12 protein-coding genes and 5 pseudogenes are annotated in these 17,685 nt (G+C 67.0%); 9 read left to right on the top strand and 8 right to left on the bottom strand.

What is annotated here, in order from left to right:
- Positions 1 to 36: 36 nt before the first annotated feature.
- A complete protein-coding gene (locus AC1HFH_RS12890; protein ID WP_480242996.1) occupies positions 37 to 1,497 on the bottom strand; it encodes an aldehyde dehydrogenase family protein in 1,461 nt (486 codons plus the stop codon).
- 234 nt (positions 1,498 to 1,731) lie between these two features.
- Here AC1HFH_RS12890 and AC1HFH_RS12885 point away from each other — a divergent pair, with 234 nt between their 5' ends.
- The 3 genes from AC1HFH_RS12885 to AC1HFH_RS12875 all read left to right on the top strand — a co-directional run bounded on the left by AC1HFH_RS12885 (position 1,732) and on the right by AC1HFH_RS12875 (position 5,163).
- Positions 1,732 to 3,162 (top strand): aldehyde dehydrogenase, encoded by a 1,431-nt coding sequence (locus AC1HFH_RS12885; RefSeq protein WP_480247674.1) that lies wholly within the window; start codon positions 1,732 to 1,734, stop codon positions 3,160 to 3,162.
- A 365-nt stretch (positions 3,163 to 3,527) separates the two neighbouring features.
- Positions 3,528 to 4,724, top strand: a complete 1,197-nt coding sequence (locus AC1HFH_RS12880) for a CaiB/BaiF CoA transferase family protein (RefSeq protein WP_480247673.1) — start codon at positions 3,528 to 3,530, stop codon at positions 4,722 to 4,724.
- 139 nt (positions 4,725 to 4,863) lie between these two features.
- Positions 4,864 to 5,163: a hypothetical protein gene (locus AC1HFH_RS12875; RefSeq protein ID WP_480247672.1), complete on the top strand. Its 300-nt coding sequence runs from the start codon at positions 4,864 to 4,866 to the stop codon at positions 5,161 to 5,163.
- A 67-nt stretch (positions 5,164 to 5,230) separates the two neighbouring features.
- Here the strand turns inward: AC1HFH_RS12875 and AC1HFH_RS12870 are convergent, their stop codons facing one another.
- Complete coding sequence (locus tag AC1HFH_RS12870; protein ID WP_480247671.1) at positions 5,231 to 6,439, bottom strand: lactonase family protein; 1,209 nt, start codon at positions 6,437 to 6,439, stop codon at positions 5,231 to 5,233.
- A 226-nt stretch (positions 6,440 to 6,665) separates the two neighbouring features.
- Here AC1HFH_RS12870 and AC1HFH_RS12865 point away from each other — a divergent pair, with 226 nt between their 5' ends.
- Positions 6,666 to 7,826, top strand: a complete 1,161-nt coding sequence (locus AC1HFH_RS12865; RefSeq protein WP_480247670.1) for a lactonase family protein — start codon at positions 6,666 to 6,668, stop codon at positions 7,824 to 7,826.
- A 79-nt stretch (positions 7,827 to 7,905) separates the two neighbouring features.
- Here AC1HFH_RS12865 and AC1HFH_RS12860 read toward each other — a convergent pair whose 3' ends face one another.
- Both AC1HFH_RS12860 and AC1HFH_RS12855 read right to left on the bottom strand, forming a co-directional pair.
- On the bottom strand, positions 7,906 to 8,808 hold the full coding sequence (locus AC1HFH_RS12860; protein ID WP_480247669.1) for an HpcH/HpaI aldolase/citrate lyase family protein: 903 nt from the start codon (positions 8,806 to 8,808) through the stop codon (positions 7,906 to 7,908).
- A 29-nt stretch (positions 8,809 to 8,837) separates the two neighbouring features.
- Positions 8,838 to 9,923 (bottom strand): NAD(P)H-dependent flavin oxidoreductase, encoded by a 1,086-nt coding sequence (locus tag AC1HFH_RS12855; protein WP_480247668.1) that lies wholly within the window; start codon positions 9,921 to 9,923, stop codon positions 8,838 to 8,840.
- Between the two features lie 184 nt (positions 9,924 to 10,107).
- Here AC1HFH_RS12855 and AC1HFH_RS12850 point away from each other — a divergent pair, with 184 nt between their 5' ends.
- Complete coding sequence (locus AC1HFH_RS12850; RefSeq protein WP_480247667.1) at positions 10,108 to 10,734, top strand: TetR/AcrR family transcriptional regulator; 627 nt, start codon at positions 10,108 to 10,110, stop codon at positions 10,732 to 10,734.
- Positions 10,735 to 10,792: 58 nt separating this feature from the next.
- On the opposite strand, the gene AC1HFH_RS12845 is transcribed toward AC1HFH_RS12850, so the two are convergent.
- From AC1HFH_RS12845 to AC1HFH_RS12835, 3 genes and pseudogenes are all read right to left on the bottom strand, one after another.
- Positions 10,793 to 11,035, bottom strand: a complete 243-nt coding sequence (locus AC1HFH_RS12845; protein WP_480247666.1) for an SDR family NAD(P)-dependent oxidoreductase — start codon at positions 11,033 to 11,035, stop codon at positions 10,793 to 10,795.
- 97 nt (positions 11,036 to 11,132) lie between these two features.
- Positions 11,133 to 11,549: pseudogene (locus tag AC1HFH_RS12840) on the bottom strand (SDR family NAD(P)-dependent oxidoreductase); the annotation flags it as partial.
- Positions 11,537 to 13,024, bottom strand: a pseudogene (locus AC1HFH_RS12835) (aldehyde dehydrogenase). The pseudogenes AC1HFH_RS12840 and AC1HFH_RS12835, both read right to left, overlap by 13 nt.
- A 178-nt stretch (positions 13,025 to 13,202) precedes the next feature.
- Between AC1HFH_RS12835 and AC1HFH_RS12830 the strand changes: the two are divergent.
- Complete coding sequence (locus tag AC1HFH_RS12830) at positions 13,203 to 13,496, top strand: transposase (protein WP_480247665.1); 294 nt, start codon at positions 13,203 to 13,205, stop codon at positions 13,494 to 13,496.
- 17 nt (positions 13,497 to 13,513) lie between these two features.
- Here AC1HFH_RS12830 and AC1HFH_RS12825 read toward each other — a convergent pair.
- Positions 13,514 to 13,806: pseudogene (locus AC1HFH_RS12825) on the bottom strand (transposase); the annotation flags it as partial.
- Between the two features lie 67 nt (positions 13,807 to 13,873).
- Here AC1HFH_RS12825 and AC1HFH_RS12820 point away from each other — a divergent pair.
- The 3 genes and pseudogenes from AC1HFH_RS12820 to AC1HFH_RS12810 form a co-directional block, all read left to right on the top strand.
- A pseudogene (locus tag AC1HFH_RS12820) lies at positions 13,874 to 15,151 on the top strand (IS256 family transposase); the annotation flags it as partial.
- 210 nt (positions 15,152 to 15,361) lie between these two features.
- The gene (locus tag AC1HFH_RS12815) at positions 15,362 to 15,517 is read left to right on the top strand and encodes a hypothetical protein (RefSeq protein WP_480247664.1); all 156 of its coding nucleotides are present in this window, start codon (positions 15,362 to 15,364) and stop codon (positions 15,515 to 15,517) included.
- 522 nt (positions 15,518 to 16,039) lie between these two features.
- Positions 16,040 to 17,329 (top strand): annotated as a pseudogene (locus tag AC1HFH_RS12810) (IS1380 family transposase); the annotation flags it as partial.
- Positions 17,330 to 17,685 lie beyond the last annotated feature (356 nt).

The raw sequence follows: 17,685 nt of genomic DNA, 5'->3' as shown, positions 1-17,685 counted from the left end.
GTCACCGCCAGGCGTGCTCAACCGGTCGGCGGGCGGTCACAGCGGCCACTGGACGTGTTTGACCTCGAAGAACTCGCGGTATCCTTCCTCGCCGCATTCGCGTCCGACGCCGGAATATCCCGGGCCACCCCACGGGGCGTCCAGACGACGGCCGCCGCCTCCGTTGATCGCGACCGTGCCCGATCGCAGGCGGCGCGCCACGGCGATCGCCTCGGGCACCGGACCCCAGATGTTGGCGTTGAGCGCGTACTTCGAGCTGTTGGCGATGCGTACCGCGTCGTCGACATCGCGATAGGGGATCACCACGCCGACCGGAGCGAACAGCTCCTCCTGGGCGATCTCGAAGTCGTTGTCCGCATCGGTGACCAACGTCGGTTCGAGGAAGTAGCCCCGTTCCAGTCCACTCGGCCGACCGCCGCCGGTGGCCAGCATCGCACCCGCCTCCACGGCACGGGCGAGACAGCCTTCCACGCCGCGGCGATGCGCGTCGGTGATGAGCGGGCCGACCACGCTCGCGGGATCGGCGGCGTCACCGACGGTCAACGTCCGCATATAGGCGGCGGACTTCGCCACGAACTCCTCGTAGAGGCCCTCCGGGACCAGTGAACGGGTCGTCGCACCGCAGGCTTGACCGGCGTTGAGGCAGAAGCGCAGTGCCGACGGCGTGATCGTCGCGTCGACGTCGGTGCCGGGCAACAGGATGTTGGGTGATTTTCCGCCGAGTTCGAGCACCACCTTCTTCAGGGTGGGCGCGGCCAGCACCATGATCTTACTGCCCACTGCGGCCGAGCCGGTGAAACTCACCATGTCGACCTCCGGCGCGCTCGCGACCTGCTCGGTCACCGCGGGCGATCCGAAGACGAGATTCACCGCGCCGGGCGGGAACCCGGCTTCGGCCATCAGCTCAACGACCGCGATCGTGCACAGCAGTCCCTTGGGTGAGGGCACGAGTACCGTGGCGGAGCCCGAGGCCAACGCGGGGCCGAGTTTCCAGGCGCACAACATGATCGGGTAGTTGTAGGCCGTGACCGCCGCGACGACACCGAGTGGCTCCCGTAGCAGCATGCTGCTGGTGGTCACCGGCTCGTGGTGCAGCGGCAGTGGCTGTTCGAGGCCGTCGGCGGGGCCGCGGACCGCGGCGTCGGCGAACCAGTGCAGAAATCCCGCCGGGCCCATGACCTGCTGTTCGGCGGTGCTGATCGCCGTACCGACCTCGGCGGCGATGAGCGCGGTCAGCCGGTCGCGATCGCGCTCTATCAGCTCGGCGAGCCGATGCAGCAACGCTGCCCGGTCCGAGGCGGTGAGGCGACTCCACGGCCCACCGTCGAAGGCCCGCCGAGCTGCCGCCAGCGCGTCGGCGACCTGACCGGCGTCCGCAGCGGTGGTGACCGCGAGAACCTGCTCGGTGGAGGGGTTGATCGAGGTGATCTCCTCGGCCCGACCGGCGTGCCAGACACCGTCGATATAGCAGGCTGCGTTTCTGGAATGGGAACTCATCGTTCACTCCCTGGAATACCCCGCGTCGCGGGTGCTGAATGATCGCCGTCCCGGCGGTGAAGGCCAGGCGGACGGATTCACCGGACTCCGGGTCCGATGTGACTCGCGTAACCGTCACGACAGCATGTATCGTGAATCACACTTCATACATTATGCACAATCCGTCCGAGGCGGGCCACCGCCGAGCCGATTTACCACCCCGCCACCCGCAGTGGCCGGGTTCAGGAGGCGACCATGACCACCACCTACGATTCCCACTACATCGACGGCCGGCTGCGTCCCGCACATTCCAGCGGCCGCTGCGCGGTCGTCGATCCGGCCACCGAAGAAGTCTTCGGCTCCGTTGTCGACGGCGACGTCACCGACGTCGACGACGCCGCCCGGTCGGCCGCCGCCGCCGGACCGGCATGGTCGGCGACCGAACCGGTCGAGCGCGCGGGGCTGCTGCGTGCCCTCGCCGACGGATTCGAGGAGCGCGCCGAGGAGATCTCGCAACTGGTCAGCCGGCAGAACGGCACGCCGATCTCGATCGCGCGCGCGATGCAGTCCCAGGTGCCGCTGAACTACCGCTACTTCGCCGATCTGGCCGAGGCGACGCCGCGCGAGTCGACTATCACCACCGCGACCGGTGACGCGATCGTGCGGCGGGAGCCGGTGGGCGTTATCGCCGCGGTCACCCCGTGGAACGGCCCGCAGCCGCTGATCGCCTGGAAGATCGGGCCCGCCCTCGCGGCGGGATGCACCGCGGTGGTCAAGCCGTCACCGGAGACCTCCCTGGACGCATTCCTGCTAGCCGAGATCGCCACGGCGGCGGGTCTTCCCGCCGGAGTCCTGAACATCGTCACTGGTGGCCGGGAGACCGGCGCCGCACTGGTCGAGCATCCGCTGGTCCGCAAAGTGGCCTTCACCGGTTCCACAGCGGCGGGCAAGGCCATCGCGACGGCGTGTGCGCAGAACTTCAAGCGGGTCACCCTCGAGCTCGGCGGCAAGTCCGCGGCCATCCTGCTCGACGACGTGGACCTCGCGACGTTCACGCCATTCGTGGCCTCGGCGTGCACGCCGAATACCGGCCAGACCTGCCGTGCGCTCACCCGGGTACTGGCGCCGCGGGCCCGCTACGACGAGGTCGTCGAGGCGATCGTCGACGCCGTGCGCGCGCTGCCACTGGGCGACCCCACCGACCCGTCGACGTTCTACGGCCCCCTGGTGACGGCCCAGCAGCGTGCGCGCGTCGAGTCCTACCTCGAGCTCGGCAATCAGGAGGGCGCGCGGATCGTCCTCGGCGGTGGCCGGCCGGAGGGGTTCGATCGCGGCTACTACGTCGAGCCGACGGTCTTCGCCGACGTCACCAACGACATGCGGATCGCCCGCGAGGAGATCTTCGGTCCGGTGATCTCGGTGCTGGCCTACGACACCGTCGAGGAAGCTGTGACAATCGCCAACGACTCCGACTACGGCCTCGGCGGTGGCGTCTTCTCCCCCGATCTGGAACGCGCTACCGACATCGCCCGCCGCATCGAGACCGGCACCGTCGGTGTGAACACCGCGTCATTCCCGATGCAGGCGCCGTTCGGCGGCATCAAGAACAGTGGCATCGGCAGGGAACTGGGTCCGGGCAGCCTGGATGCCTACGTGGAGCTCAAGACCATTTTCCGGGCCGGCTGAACAACGAAATGGGGAGCCGCCGCGACGGCTCCCCTGCCGTGCGCTTCGGTGCGCCCCGGGTGTATCTGGCGTCGCTGTTCTGGTTCGCCACCGTGATGGGCGCCTGCGCTGGGGAGCGCGCTGTTACCGGAACTTTCACGCTGCGGCGTTTCGGTGCCGTACCTGACGGTCATCCCCGTCTGCCGGGCTACGGGAGCCCGTCCTGGGCTACCTCATCAGATCTCCTCTCGAACACGCGGCTTCCGGGTACCGCGCCGCCGATCCGATTGCGACTTAACAAATAAAGTGCAATATATTATTTGTGCAGTCACCTACGTGACGCTCGCCACGGCAGTTGCTATCCCGGCCCAGGAGGCATCCGACGCATGAGCACTTCATCGCTACCCCTCGACGGCATCACCGTCGTAGCCGTCGAACAGGCTGTCGCGGCCCCCCTGGCCACCCGGCAGCTCGCCGACCTGGGTGCCCGGGTGATCAAGATCGAACGCATCGGCGAGGGCGATTTCGCGCGCAACTACGACGCCGCCGTCCTCGGGCAGGCCTCGCACTTCGTCTGGCTCAACCGCGGCAAGGAGTCGATCGCCGTCGACCTCAAGGATGACCGCGGTCTGGCGGTGGCCCGCGAGCTCGTCGCTCGCGCCGATGTCTTCGTGCACAACACCGCGCCCGGCGTCCTGCCCCGGCTCGGACTGGACCCGCACCAGCTCTATACCCGACATCCACGGCTGGTCCTGGGCTGCATCAGCGGCTACGGCACAGCGGGCCCGCTGCGCGACCGCAAGGCCTACGACATGCTGATCCAGGCCGAATCCGGCCTGATCTCGGTCACCGGAACGCCGGATGAGGCGACGAAGACAGGGGTACCCACGGCAGATATCGCCGCAGGTCTGCACACCTCTCAGGCAGTGCTGGCCGCACTGTTCCGGCGCGAACGCACCGGCCGCGGCGCACTGATCGATGTCTCGATGTTCGACGCCACCGCGGAGTGGCTCGGCCATCCCCTGTACATGTGGCTCTACGCCGGAGTCCAGGTTCCGCGGCTCGGCCTTGGCCACGCGGCCATCGCCCCCTACGACAGCTACCCGACGGCAGACGGCGAGATCCTCATCGGCGTGCAGAACGACCGTGGCTGGCGCACCCTCGTCACCGACGTTTTCGACCGGCCCGAACTGGCCGACTGCACCGAATTTGCCACCAACCAGGCTCGGGTGGCGCACCGCAAAACCTGCGACGACGCGGTGGCCGAGCAGACTCGCCGCTTCAGCACCACGGACCTCGATCGGCGACTCGCCGCCGCCGGAGTTCCCGCCGCACGTGTCAACGATCTGGCCGGCCTGGCCGAGCATCCGCAATTGCGCGAGCGCGACCGGTGGCGACGAGTCGAAACCCCCGCCGGCCCAGTGACCGCGCTCCTGCCGCCGGCCACCTTCGCCGATGTCGAAGCCGCGATGGGATCGGTTCCCGCGCTCGGGGAGCACACCCGCGCACTACTCGATGAAATCGGTTGCACGTCGGGTACAGTGGATGAACTCGTCCACGCCAGCGTGGTCGCCGACGGGTAACCCCAGTCGTGGAGGGTCGACTGCCCGTGATCGTCGTCGGTCATCCGATGATCGGTGTCAAGAGCAGACCGCCGGCCTCTATGCCCGTCGACTGGCCGAACGCGGTTTCGTCACGCTGGCCTTCGACGCCGTCACCGGGGTGAGAGCGAGGGGCAGCCCCGCGGCCTGGAGGACCCGTTCCAGCGGGGCCGAGGACTTCCGCGCCGCGGTCACCTACCTGAGCACCCGCGACGACGTGGACGCCGACTGTATCGGCGTGCTCGGCATCCAGTTCGACGCTTACGCCGGTGTCGCCAAGTTCGGTCCACGCCCGCTGCTGATGATCGCCGGCACCGAGGCCGAGGGCGCCACCCACGTCGACCTCTATGACGTCGAGCAGTACGTCGCACAGGCCGTCGCCGAGCTGACCACCTTCTTCGACAAGTACCTGGCAGCCTGATCAGCGGGCACCGATCGGTGGGCCAAGTGTGCCGTGACACACCCGGCCCACCGGTCTGCGCACCGGATCAGCGGCGCGGGACCAGAGTCATCGTGCGGCCATCCGCGACGGTGGTGCCGGTGTAGATCGTCGTCGACTCGTCGAGGTCGAGTGTGCCGTCGGGACCGATCGCGAACCGGCGCAGTATCTCCTCGCCGCCTCGCGCGGGGTCGGTTCCCAAGGCCCACAGGGTCTTTCCGCTCGGCGACATGACCGAGGATTCGGCGAACACACCGAACTTGTCCGGCGCGAAATCAGCGTTCGGCAGCGGGCTCAGCGCTCCGTCGGACTCGATCCGGTAGGCGCTGATGAAGCTCGAGCCCATGTTCGGCACGTACATATAGCGCCCGTCCGGGGTGATGCTCGGGACATGCGGGAGCAGCCCGGCGGGGTACGGCGAGCCGGCCATCTCGGTCAGGGTGCCGTCGGGTGCGCGGTGGTAGGCCGACACGTCCGCGGTCAGCTCGTTGATCACGTAGACTGCCCGCCCGTCCGGCGTGGGCGTCGGGAAGATCGGATTGACGCCGGTCGCCAGTCGCTGGCGGGCCGGCGACAGGGTGCCGTCGGCATGGATGTCGAAGTGCAGGAGCTCGCGCGTGAACAGCGAGGTCACGAACAGGCTTTCGCCGTCCGGCGCGACGGATACCGTCGACACGCTGTCGGTGGCCTGCCCGAACGGCATCGGTTCGCCGTTGAGCGCCGGAACACCATCGGCGCCGATTCGCAGTGGGACCACCTTGGCGTTCACCAAGCCGACTACGACATAGGCGTCGCGGCCGTTGGGGGCGAAGGCGATATCGATCGGCACATCCGGCAAGGCCAGGGTCGCGCCCGGAGTCAACCCACCATCGGGACCGATCGCGTAGGTGATCAGACGACGTTCGGTTGTCGGGGCCACGAACAGGAACCGGCCGTCCGGGGTGGCCGCCTGCGGCCAGTTCGGCATGCCCGAATCCGCACGCCCCGGAACCGGTACCGGCTGACCGGTATCGGAGGCGCTGTATCCCACGATCCCATTGCTCAAGAAGCCGTGCGCGTAGAGAAAGTAGCCGGTCTCGTCGGCCGCCGCGGGAGCAGCCACCGCGAAACCGGGCAGGACGGCCGCCGCGAGCGCCACGATCCAGCCTGCCCGGCGACGGGCCCCGCCGCGGAAGAACTCGGGAATCAGGGGCACGAGCTCACCTGTCGACTTTGAATCAGATGCCATAAAAGGACCGTACGACGCGGTACCGAACACGAACTGTCCAATATCCGGACGCCTCTCTCCCCGGATACACACCGTCCGCGTCCCCAAGAAGGTGCGACGGTAGCGGATTCATCGTGTCCGGATTCCTGGACATTCGTGGCACCGATTCGTCGGTACCGTCCAGCTCACTTCTCCCCCGTACAGCAGCCACCGATTCGTTGTGGCCCAGGGGTGGAAGCCAGGGGCACCGATGCTCCGTTTTGCGAAAGGTACGTCGATGACGACATCTCCCTCCCGCCGATCCGGATTCCGTCGCCGCGGATTCCACAAGGCGGCCGTCTCGGTCGCCACAATCGTGCTCAGCTCGGCCGGCTGGACGCTATCTCCTCTACCGCAGGCCGCCGCTACGACGATGCCGCAGTTCATGTTGGTCGGCGGCACCGCCAGCGGCAGTATCGCGGTACTGCGGATGAATGCCGACGGCTCACTGAGCAAGGTCGCGGGTTCTCCGTTCGATGTGGATCTCGGCCTGTTCTCGGTGGCGCTCGCGCCCCAGGGCCGGATCGTCTATGCCACCCAGGCAGCCACGCAGAAGGTCACCGGGTACCACCTCGACGAACAGGGGACGCTCCGGCCGGTAGCGGGCGGAGAAGCTCCGATCGCGGACGGTATGCCGATCACGTCGGCGATTACTCCGGACGGCAAGTGGTTGTTCGTCGGAGTCGGCGGATTTCCCGGACGCATCGATACGTTCGCGGTCTCCGCCGCGGGTGCGCTGACTCCTGCGGGCTCGGCCCCGGTGCCCGGGGCAGGCGCCGGGATGCTGCCGATGGTCACCATCGACCCCGACGGCCGCTATCTGCGGTTCACGAGCGCGCTCGACGGCAACGTCACCAGCTTCGCAATCCACGCCGACGGGTCCCTGGCCGTGCTGGGCGATTCGACGCCGGTCGGGCTGCTGGCGGTCAATCCTGGGTACACACCTGACGGTCGTTTCGTCTATGTCAGCCACGAGCAGGGCGGGGCGGTGTCGGGCTACGCGATCGGCGGGAACGGTAGTCTTACACCGACACCGGGCTCGCCCTATGCCGTCCCCGCTATGCCACACAACGCCGAGGTCAGCGCCGACGGGCGCCGTGTCTACATCCCCTCGGTCGCCGCGGGCAAGGTCAGCGGTTTCGCCGTCGGCGCCGACGGCGCACTCTCGCCCCTGCCGGGCTCGCCCTACAACACCCCGCTCGGTTCGGGACCCGGCTGGGTTCTGCTCAGCGACGACCAGAAGCACCTCTACGCCGCCGATGTCCTCACCACCGGAATCACCACCAAGGTCCACATCTACGACGTCCGCGACGACGGCAGCCTGGCTCCTTCCTCGCTGCCCACGGTCGACACCGGAACGCTCTTCTCCGACGGCCCCGTGATGGTGAAGACGAAGTAACCGATCCACACCGACCGTCCGATGCAGCGCCGCCCCCGTCCGCACAGTCGCGGACGGGGGCGGCGTGATCTGTGGACGGTCAGCCGACCCCGACCCCGACCCCGACCGCTTCGGCGAGCGAGATCAGTGCCCGGGCAGTCTTGACATGCGCGATGTCGACGTGCTGGCCCTCGAAGTCGACCGCCGCGCTGCCCGCGGCCTCGGCCTCCTCGAACGCGGCGATCAACCGGCGCGCCTCATCCACCGCCGCCGGCGACGGCGCGAAGACCTCGTTGGCCACCGCGACGTGCAGCGGATGGATGGCCACCAGACCGCGGTAACCGAGGCGACGGTTGTCCTCACAGAACCGCCGGCATCCGTCGACATTGCGGATGTCCTGCCACACACCCACCATCGGATGATCCAGGCCGTTGGACCGTGCAGCCAAGACGATCCGGCTGCGCATGTACAGCGTCTCCAGCCCCTCCTCAGTGAACTCGATGCCCAGCTCGCGTCCGGCATCGGCGTTCGGGCCGGTGGCGCCGAGCAGCGAAGCGACGCGCGGACTCGCGGCAGCGATGGCCTCGCAGTCGGCCATCGACCGCGCCGTCTCGAAACACACGAACAGCTGAACCGTACCGTCGGCCATGCCGCGCAGGCGTTCGATGTGGCTGAGCACCGCATCCAGGCGCACGATATCGCGCGCGTTGTAGATCTTCGCCAGGAAAAGCCCCTTCAGGCCGGGCCGGACGACCGCTTCGAGGTCACCGGACATCAGACCGGTCTCGTCCGGGTTCGCCCGCACCCACAGGTCGGGCCGGGCGCCCTCGGCGGTGAGCCGGTCGATGGTCGCGGCGACAACATCTCGCGCGGCGACCTTGTCGGCGGGGGGCACCGAATCCTCCAGGTCGAGGATCAGGGCGTCGGCGCCCGAGGCGACGCCCTTGTCCGCCCAGGCCGCCTTGTGGCCGGGGATGAAGAGCATGGAACGGTAAGGCTTCACGGGAATCTCCAGTTTCGGTCGACAGGTGGTCAGCTGCCGTAGCGGATACGGCCCTTGGCCGCGTCGAGGGCGGCGGCGGTCTCGGCGACGAGACGCTCGAGCACCTCCGCCGCGGGTGCGACGTCACGGATCAGCCCCGAACCCTGCCCGGCGGGAAGCGCCTGCTGGTCCTTGAGGTCGGCAGCAGCGGCGGCGAAACGCGCCGGGCTGATCGCGACGCGCTGGTGCGGGTACGGAAGCAGTTGGGCCTCACGGCCTTTCCACACATCGGTGAAGCGGTTCTGCAGCTGCCGCACGTACAGGCCATCGAAGATCAGCGACCGGATGGTGGTGTCGTGGTCGGCCTCGACGATCGACTGCTTGTAGTTCGGGCCGACGCTGGACTCCACGGTGTTGATGAACCGGGTACCGATCCACGCTCCCTGCGCGCCCTGGGTCAGCACCGCGGCGATCTGGTCGCCGGTGACGATGCCGCCCGCGGCCACGACCGGGACTGTCGCGAAGTCGAGGACCTCCTGCAGCAGGGTGATCAGGCCGACGTCACCGGTGTGGCCGCCGCCCTCGGTGCCCTGCACGACCACGATGTCGGTGCCGTTGGCGATGGCCCGCTTCGCGTGCGAGGCGCGACCGACCATAGAGATCGTCTTGGCGCCCCAGCTGTGCGCCTCGTCGACCGCCCACGCGGGGGTACCCAGCGCACAGGCGATCACCTCCACGCCGTATTCGCGGCAGATCTGCATCTTGCGCTTGGCGTCGTCGATGCCCATCGCCTTGTCGTCGACAGGTTGGACATCGATGCCGAGCGCGCGCATCTCGGCTTCGAGTTCCTTGATCGGTTCCGGGATCTCGTCGGCCGGGACGGGCTCGGGGTTCTGCGGGGCACGCGGCGGAAAACCGATATCTACGCACAGCGGCTTGTCGGTCACGCTGCGGACGTACTCGATCTCCTCCTCCACCCGCTCGGGTGAGGGCGAGATGGCGGCGATGGTGCCGAGACCACCTGCCTTCGAGACCGCCGCGGCCAGCGGACCGAAGGCCACGCCACCCATGCCCGCCTGCAAGATCGGGTACTCGATGTTCAGCAGATCGCACAGATCGGTCTTCAAGATGGCCACGGTGTTCTCCTTGGATGGCGGAATCGCATGCCCCGAACGGAGCGTTGTCTAAAGCCACGTTAGATTATATTATCTATAATCTCAAGAATGTAAAACGGCTTGCTGCCTGGACACCGCTCCGCGACCAACGGGCCGGCCGGGTGCCAGAATCGGGTCGTCGACGACTACTGCAACGAGGAGTGACATGACCACGACCGAGCCCGACGACGTCGTCCTGCCGCGGACGTCGAAATCGGAGACCACGCGGGCGCGCATCGTCGCCGCGGCGGGCAAGGTCCTGACCGAGTACGGCTATCGGCACACTCGTCTGACCGCCATCGCGGCCGAGGCAGGCATGCAGACCGGCAGCTTGTACTACTACTTCGACTCCAAGGAACAGCTCGTCGAGGAGGTGCTCGGCGACGGCGTCCACCATGCACACCGTCGGGTCCGCCGTGTGGTCGAGACGATGCCCGATGCCTCCCCCGGTGCGCGCCTGTCGGCGGCGCTGCGAGCCTTCATCGCCGTCCGGCTCGAGATCGGCGCCGTATCTTCCGCGCACAGCCGCAACTACCACGACCTGCCGGGCGATATGCGCGAACGCCTCAGGCCGGAACTGGAAGCCTTCTCCGAGTTGTGGGACGAACTCGTCGTCGCCGCCGTCGAATCCGGCGAGATCCGCGATGACGTGGATCCGCGCATCCTGCATCTGTTCGCGGTGCACACGTCCGAACAGATCGCCCGCTGGCCTGCCTCGGCACGTTCCGCCGACACCGGCGAGGTCGTGCTCCAGTTGATGCTGCACGGACTTGCGGGCCCGCGCAGCGAATGATTTACGACGACAAGCAGTTCGGGGCAACCCCTCCGAGAGCCCCGACGCCACTCGCGCACTACATCGCGGTATAGCCGCCGTCGATCACGAACTCCTGACCGGTGATGTAGGAAGACTCGTCACCGGCCAGGAAAAGCACCAGATTCGCGACCTCCTCCGGCTTTCCGACACGACCGAGCGGGATGCCGGCGAGCAGGGCGGGCAGCACTTCGGGATCGGAGACCAGGTAGTCGCTCTGCGGGGTGTGGATGATGCCGGGGTGCACCGAGTTCACCCGGATCCCTTCCTTGGCCAGGTCCACGGCCGCGTTCCTGCCGAGCAGCCGGCTCGCCCCCTTGGGCGGAGTACGACGGGTGCAGATTCGGCCAGATGATCAGCCCGGCGATCGAGGACAGCACCACGATCGAACCACCCCCGCGTGCGCGCAGATGCGGCAGCGCCGCCTGGATGCCGTGGAAGTGGGCGTAGACATTCAGGTCGATGGCCTTCTTGAAATCGTCCAGTGACGCATCGTCCCACGTGGTCGGAGCCCCCGGCAGACCCGCGTTGCTGATCAGGATGTCGAGGCCACCGAACTCCTCGACGGTCTTCTCCGTCGTGGCCCGCCACTGTTCGGGATCGGTGACGTCGAGGCCGAGCGCCAGCGCTTCGCCGCCCGCCTCGGTGATCTCGGCGGCCACCTTCTCCGCCGCGTCTAGTCGCAGGTCCGACACCGCGACCTTGGCGCCCTCGCGCCGAAGAGCCGCGCGTCGGCGGCGCCCATCCCCGGATGCCGCGCCGGTGATGAGCGCGACCTTGTCCTTCAGCCTGTCCATGAAGCTCCTTCTTGCTGTGTCAGCCGAGTTTGTCCGCCAGGGTGGCGGAGAGCGAATTCGATGTATTCGTCGAAACCTTCGGGGCCTGCTTCACGGCCGATGCCACTCAGCTTGAAGCCACCGATCGGGGTACCGAAGCCGGCCGAGCGCCCGTTCACTTCGACGGTGCCGGTGCGGATCCGGCGCGCCACCGCGAGCGCGTGCTCCTCATCCGCGGAGAAGACCGATCCGTTGAGCCCGTAGACCGAGTCGTTGGCGATGGCCACCGCGTCGTCCTCGTCCCGCGCGGTGAGGACCGACAGGACGGGACCGAAGGTCTCCTCCTGCGCGATGGTCATCTTCGGGTCGACATCGGTGAAGACCGTGGTCTCCACGAACCAGCCGTGCTCGAGGCGCTCCGGACGCCCGCCACCGGCGACGAGTTTGCGCCCTGGGCGAGCCCGGACGCGATGTAGCCCTCGACGCGGTCGCGCTGTGTGGCGCTGGCCAGCGGACCGATCGCGGTATCGGGATCGAAGGGATCACCCACCGGCATGGCGGCCGCCAATGCCTCGAGCCGCGCTAGCAACTCGTCGCGGCGCCGGGGTGAGACAACGATCCGCGTCTTGTTGTTGTTGCAGGCCTGACCGTTGTACCGCAGCGACACGGCTCGCACGGAGTCGACCACGACATCCAGATCGGCGTCGTCGAGGACCAGCGCGGCGGACTTTCCGCCGAGTTCGAGGCCGACCCGGCGCAGGTCGGCGGCGCACAGCTCGGCGATACGGCGACCTGCGGCAGTCGAACCGGTAAAGGACACCTTGTCCACGCCGGGATGCTTGACCAGGTACTCGCTGGGACCGCGATCGGCGGGGACGATGTTCACCACCCCGGCTGGTACCCCGGCCTCGATCAGCGCCTCGGCCAGGACGAAGGAGTCCAGCGGCGCCTCCGCTGACGGCTTGAGCACCACCGTGCAGCCGGCGATGAGGGCCGGCGCGATCTTCAGGATCGACAGCACGAACGGCGAGTCCACGGGACGATGGCGGCCACGACGCCGAGGGGCTCGCGGGTCACCAGCGCGTTGATCGTCGGACCGGGCCGCACCTGCGACCACGGGTGCGTCGGCGCGTGCTTGAGAAACATGTCGAGCAGGGCGGTCGCGCCCGGCGCCTGCATGGCTCGCGACTGGGTAATTGTGCAGCCCATCTCCGTGGTGACCAACTCGGCGATGGCGTCGTGCCGCGCGAGCACTGCATCACGCAGACGACGCACGACCGCGATGCGTTCTCGAGGGTCGTGCGCGACCACGGGCCCGAGTCGAAGGCCCGGCGTGCGGCGGCGACGGCGCAGTCGATGTCGGCGATAGAACCGGCTGGCACCTGCGCAATCGGCATTTCGGTGTATGGCGAGATCACCGTGATCAGGTCCGGAGTCGCCGGAGCCCTCCACTCACCGTCGACATAGAGCCGTCGGTAATCGCCTTCAAGTGTCATCACATGCCTCGTTCCTGGTGCTTCGTGAACCCCGCCGTCGACCGATACCAAGGACAACTGGGTGTATTCAGATCGCCCCGCCTATGCAGCGTTGATCACCCGTGAGGACTTGGGACTGCTGCATGTGTAGGTGACACCTGATTTGGCTTGCCTGTGGGCGGGCTAAGAGGATGTTGCTGTGCCCAAGCCCTACCCCCGTGAGTTCCGTGACGATGTCGTGCGCGTTGCGCGTGACCGCGATGCCGAGACGACGCTGGAACAGGTCGCTGCGGACTTCGGGATCCATCCGATGACGTTGTCGAAATGGATGCGTCAGGCCGATGTGGACCAGGGGTCGAAACCCGGTACCAGCACCACGGAGTCGGCCGAGCTGAGGGCGGCGAAACGGCGGATCCGGTTACCGGAACAGGAGAACGAGGTCCTGAAACGCGCCGGCGCCTATTTCGCCCAGGCCGATCTGCCGGGAAAATGACTCTGCTATGGCTCCTGTCAAGCCGGAGTGGTTGTTGTTTGGAGTTGCCGGAATACGGAGCGGCAGACGTAGCGTTTGAGGTTGCGTCGGATTTCTCGTGCTGACTTTCCTTGTGCGCGACTGCGTTCGGCGTAGGCGCGGGTATCGGGGTCGTAGCTGAGGCGGGTCCGGACGATGATGTCGAAGGCGCGGTTGAGTTGGCGGTCGCCGCCGCGGTTGAGGCGGTGGCGGACGGTGTTGATGAAGCTGGTTGTGGTGCGACGCCGGCCAGGTTGGCGAAGGCGGATTCGGATCGGATCCGGCCGTGGTGGGGACTGTGGGTCTAAGGGTGTTTCCGGCCTGATTCGCTGACCGATGGTCAGCGGGAAGGTGCCGAGATGGCGACACTTGATGGCGTGACGAGGAAGAAGGGGCCGCTGGCCTCGGCTGAGGAGCTGGCAGCGGCGGAACTTCGGATGGCCAAGGAGCAGGGCCTGTCGCTGACCGGGCCCGGCGGGCTGTTGAAACAGTTCACCAAGACGGTCCTCGAGACCGCGTTGAACGAGGAGATGACCGAGCACCTGGGCTTCGAACCGAACCAGGCCCCCGAGGAGCGTGACACCTCGAACGTGCGTAACGGGACGCGGTCGAAGACCGTGTTGACCGAGACGACCGGGCCGGTGGAGATCGAGGTGCCCCGTGACCGGGACGGCAGCTTCGAACCCCAGATCGTCAAGAAGCGGCAGCGCCGACTGTCCGGGGTCGATGAGATCGTGTTGTCCCTGTATGCCAAAGGACTCACCACCGGTGAGATCTCGGCGCATTTCGACGAGATCTATGGGGCGTCGGTGTCGAAGGAGACAGTCTCCCGGATCACCGACAAAGTCCTTGCGGAGATGCAGGACTGGTCGTGCCGGCCGCTCGACGAGGTCTACGTGGCCGTCTTCATCGACGCGATCGTGGTGAAGGTCCGTGATGGGCAGGTCGCCAACCGCCCGGTCTATGCCGCGATCGGGGTCACCGTCGACGGGGAGAAAGACATCCTCGGGTTGTGGGCCGGCTCCGGCGGTGAGGGCGCGAAGTTCTGGATGAGTGTGCTCACCGAGATCCGCAACCGCGGCGTCAAGGACGTGTTCTTCCTGGTCTGCGACGGATTGAAGGGCCTGCCGGAGGTGGTGGGGAACGTGTGGCCGCTGGCCACGGTCCAAACCTGCATCATCCACTTGATCCGCAACACGTTCCGGCTGGCCGCGCGGCAGCATTGGGACGCGTTGAAGCGGGATGTGAAGCCGATCTACACCGCGGTCAACGCTGATGCCGCCCGGGCGGCGCTGGATGATCTGACCGAGAAGTGGGGCACGAAATATGGTGCGCTCGTGCGTCTTTGGGAGAATGCGTGGGAGGAGTTCATCCCGTTCCTCGACTACGACATCGAGATCCGGCGGGTGATCTGCTCGACGAACGCAATCGAGTCACTCAACGCGCGTTACCGGCGCGCGATCAAGGCCCGCGGGCATTTCCCCAGCGAACAGGCCGCCCTGAAGTGCCTGTATCTGGTGACCCGTTCACTCGACCCGACCGGTGCCGGTCGGGCACGATGGACCATGCGCTGGAAGCCAGCGATCAACGCGTTCACGATCACCTTCGCCGACCGCTGGCCCGACGCCCAAACCTACTGTGAGAAACCGCCGGAAACACCCTTAACGAGATACTCCCGGCTTCGCAAGCACCGTCCATGTGGCGTCACAGTAGGTAAGTTTCAGGCCCAGTCGGCGATACAGCTCGCCCTTGCGTCGTCGGTCGGCCCTTCGGAGTGATGTGACGATTCCGCCCAGGGATTCGATCAGGTATTCGATTTCATCGGGACGTAGTTGTCTTGTGGCCTCATGGCCGGTGAGTTGTCGGATCTGGGCGTCGACGAGCTGGTTGTTGCGTTGGATTTCCTGTGTCCATTCGGCGACCAGTATCGGGTCGGTGCCGGCTTCCAGGGCCTGGCGGTATTGAGTGAGTTTACGATTGTTCTCGGCTTTCTGGCGTTGTAGGTCGACGAGGGCGGTGCCGTTGTGGCTGGGTCGCGCGTTGGCGATTGCCTGGAGTGTTTGTTGGATCGTCGGTGGGGCGAAGGCTGTGGCGATCCAGTGGTCGAGGGGGTCGGTGAGCTGGTCTTCGCGTAGATACACCGCTGGTGGGTGGTCGATGTGGTTGGCGTCGGCGTATTCGGTGGGGGACCGGCATCGGTAGGGCGACTCGACCATTACACCCACGCCCTGACCTGCACAAACGAGTTCAGACTAGTCGATTGAGACGCCTCCGCGTACGCGTTGCCGAGACCCTGCCCCCACAAGCCGATCCAGGGCTGCTCAAGCCCGACGGGAGCGCGGCAGGAACCGTCGGGGGATTCACCGCCACCGGTGACCGCCCCGGCCGGTTACCTCCGGACCGGCGTCACCAACGTCGTGTCCTGATGCAGCTAACCTCGGGTTTTCACCCGGGTTGATGGTGGGTCGGCTTCCTTGACGAGAGAATGGTGCTCTGAGCTGCGACAATACGGCTTGCTGAAGGTCGCCGCGGAGAAAGTGGACCTGACCAGCAGGTTGTCGCAGGCCCTGGTCCCGTGGAGCAAGCGGTTCGCCAGCCATGATCCGGGGAAGGTCGTGCTGGACCTGGCGGTGGCGATCGCGCTCGGTGGGGACTGTCTCGCCGATATCGGTGTGCTGCGTGCCGAACCCGGTGTGTTCGGGTCGGTGGCATCGGACCCGACGGTCTCGCGGACCATCGCCGCGCCGGCCGCTGACGCGCCGAAAGCAGTGTCGGCCATACGATCTGCTCGCGCTGCCGCAAGGTCGGTGGCGTGGGAACTCGCCGGTGAGCACGGGCCCGATCACTACATCGATGCCGAGAATCCACTGGTCATCGACCTGGACGCGACGATCACGGTCGCGCATTCGGACAAAGAACACGCCCGACCGACGTTCAAAATGACGTTCGGGCATCACCCGCTGACCTCCTGGGTCGACCACGGCGCCGCCGGCAGCGGTGAACCCCTGGTCATCGGGCTGCGGCCGGGTAACGCCGGCTCCAACACCGCCGCCGACCACAGGCACGTCCTGGCTGCGGCGTTGCGGCAGCTGCCGGACCGGCCCGGTTACCGGGTCGGCCGCAAAGTGCTCGTGCGTGCCGATTCCGGTGGCGGCACCCACGAGTTCCTCGACTACCTCACCGCGCGGCACCTGCAATACTCCGTCGGCTTCCTGCTCAACGACACCATCGCTGCCGCAGTCGATCTACTACCAGCACGGGCATGGACACCCGCCTACGACGCCGACGGGCGCGTGCGTGAGGGTGCGTGGGTGGCCGAGGTGACCGGACTTCTCGATCTGACCGGCTGGCCGCCCGGCATGCGGCTTATCGTGCGGAAAGAGCGACCGCATCCGGGCGCGCAGTTACGGTTCACCGACCGCGACGGACTCAGGTTGACCGCCTTCGCGACCAACACCCGCCGCGGGCAACTCCCCGATCTGGAACTACGCCACCGCCGCCGCGCCCGCTGCGAAGACCGGATCCGCTGCGCCAAAGACACCGGCCTGGCCAACCTCCCGTTGCAGGGCTTCGATCAGAACCGGATCTGGATCGAGATCGTCTGCCTGGCCTGCGAACTCACCACCTGGATGCAGATGCTCGCCTTGGCCGACCATCCCGCACGCCGCTGGGAACCGAAACGGCTACGCCTGCGCCTGTTCAACCTCGCCGCCCGCATCGCCCGCCACACCCGCCGAACCCACCTCCGACTCCCCGCCCACTGGCCCCACACCAGGCTGATCCTGACCGCACTGGACCGGCTACAACCCGGCTGACCAGCACAAACCACCCCTCCGAAACGAAAGGACGACTCCCCTCCGGGCCCGTGGAACCCGGCAGCCGACCCGCTGAACGGGCCAGCCCGTCCTGCCGTTTGCGGCCGTTCCGGCCGCAAACACCAATCCGAACCGGATCAGGCCAGCACATCATCCCCATGAAATATCGAGGTTAGGGCCCTGTTGGGCATTTTCCGGATCTGGCTCACCTTCGGCGACGGTCCGGTATGGATTTGATTGTCGCGCGACAGGTTCCATAGACCGGCTGATCGTGGTGGTATCATGGCAGGGCCGTTGTGCCAGATGGTGTTTCCGCATCTGAGTGAAGATCCTGCACGATGGTCAACGACCTCTAA

The sequence above is a fragment of the Nocardia sp. KT25-26 genome, assembly GCF_056627695.1.
The sequence above is the reverse complement of the archived record's forward strand: the minus strand, read 5'-3'. Positions and strand labels throughout refer to the sequence as shown.